The sequence below is a fragment of the Blautia sp. MCC270 genome, from assembly GCF_018785605.1.
Classification (GTDB): domain Bacteria; phylum Bacillota; class Clostridia; order Lachnospirales; family Lachnospiraceae; genus Blautia_A; species Blautia_A fusiformis.
In genome coordinates this window covers 1-1,966 of record NZ_WQQD01000052.1, presented here as the reverse complement: position 1 = coordinate 1,966, position 1,966 = coordinate 1, and the positions used below count along the sequence as shown (strand labels likewise).

The following is a 1,966-nucleotide window of genomic DNA, read 5'->3' as shown; positions in this document are numbered from 1 at the left end:
CTGACTATTCAATTTTCATAGTTGCAATGAATAAATATTATAATATCATACTTTTCTTTTTATATAAATAGTTTTTTGTCAAATATAAAATATCTGAACATTTCATAGTGAAACCCGGATATTTTCTGCCTGTATTATTATAGATCCCTTAAGTAAATAACATTATGTATGAACGGTGACTTCTTTATATTTCCGTATAATGATCATATAACTTACGAATAATAAAACAGCTGCACTGCTCCATGCACAGATCTCTGCATAGTATATTCCATCTTCACCGATCAGTTTTGGCAGCAGCAGCGCAACACTGACACGCATTATAAATTCTGCAATGCCGCTGGCAAGCGGAATCAAAGTATTACCCAGGCCCTGGATAGCGGAACGATACACATACAGCAGATACAGCACCCACAAAAAGACAGCCATGATAAACAAATACTTATATGCTATATCCAATACCTGTCGGGTCTGATCCGGTTCACCGGATACAAACAGGGACAGTACATTACGTCCAAACAGTACCATCATGCCGGAAATGAAAGCCGAAGTGAGCACTGCCATATAAGTGCCGCTGCGCACGCCTTTTCGAATCCTCTGATATTTCTTTGCACCAAGATTCTGGCCCACATAGGTTGTAATAGCATATCCATATGAAACGGCAGCCATCTCCAAAACCCCATACAGCTTGTTCGATGCCGTAAATCCCGCCACAAACAGAAAACCAAATCCATTGATCACATACTGTACCACAAGTCCTCCCACGGAGATGATCACATTCTGTATCGCAAGAGGAACCGCCAGTTCCAAAAGCCGCAAGCTCATAGAGGGTTGCCTGTAAAAGTCCTTCTTTTCCAGGCGGATATCCGGGATTTTACGTAATACGATCAAACAGTACAAGGCTGAAAATCCCTGTGCGATAACGGTTGCCACTGCTGCTCCGGCTATACCCCAGCCAAAAACCGCCACAAATAACAGATCCAGTCCCACATTGATCACTGCTGCCACTGTCATTGCGATCAACGGAGATCTGCTGTTTCCAAGTGCCCGAAGGATCGCTGCAAATATATTATAAGCAGCTATGATCGGGATTCCTGCAAAGATCAGCCGCAAATATAGCATTGTCAGATCAATGACATTATCCGGTGTCTGTAAAAATAAAAGAACATGATAAACTGTACCTTCACTTACTGCGAGTACGACCACAGACAGTAATGCTGTCATGATATAGCTTTTCGCTACTGCACATTTCAGATTTTCCTTTTCCCTTGCTCCATAATACTGAGATACAAGAATAGAAAAACCCTGTGTGATACCTGTCATAATCCCCAACACCAGCCATACCAGCCAATCTCCGGCACCTACTGCCGCCAGTGCTTTAACTCCTACCACTTGTCCGACGATCATGGTGTCTGCCATTGTATAAAACTGCTGAAAAATATTTCCAAGCATCATTGGTATGGCAAAAGTTATAATCAGTTTTCCGGGAGATCCGGCAGTCATATCTTTTTCATTAGTTCCCATAAGAATCTGCCACTCAAAATGTGTGTAAATATACTCGCATCGAGATAACGTAGACTCTCACGAGTTCTACTTACTGCTTCACCGTGTATGTTTTTGATTGACCGAAATCATATCTACTCACAAGTTCTTGTACACTCCACAGTCGTAAATTCCCGAAAATAGCCTTCGGTACATACTCACGTTTGCGTTTTAGTTATGCAACTTCGTAAGTTAGTGCATCTCTCAAATTAAGTGCAGCATTGAGATCTCTGTCTTCGACATAACCGCAACTGCATTTGAATATTCTATCTGAAAGCTTTAAATCTTTTTTGACAGCGCCACAGCAGTGACAGGTTTTAGATGATGGATACCATCTATCTACTACTCGAAGTTCGATCCCATTTTCATTGCATTTGATTTGAAGCTTTGTTCTAAATTCATAAAACTTTTGTGATGCAACTGCTTT

General features: G+C 41.1%; 2 protein-coding genes. Both read right to left on the bottom strand.

The features are described 5' to 3' along the window. Positions 1-162 precede the first annotated feature (162 nt). The gene (locus GPK58_RS11560) at positions 163-1,521 is read right to left on the bottom strand and encodes an MATE family efflux transporter (RefSeq protein ID WP_015526673.1); all 1,359 of its coding nucleotides are present in this window, start codon (positions 1,519-1,521) and stop codon (positions 163-165) included. Between the two features lie 193 nt (positions 1,522-1,714). Continuing rightward, the coding region (locus tag GPK58_RS11555; RefSeq protein WP_215638680.1) for a zinc ribbon domain-containing protein at positions 1,715-1,966 on the bottom strand (252 nt) is incomplete at its 5' end.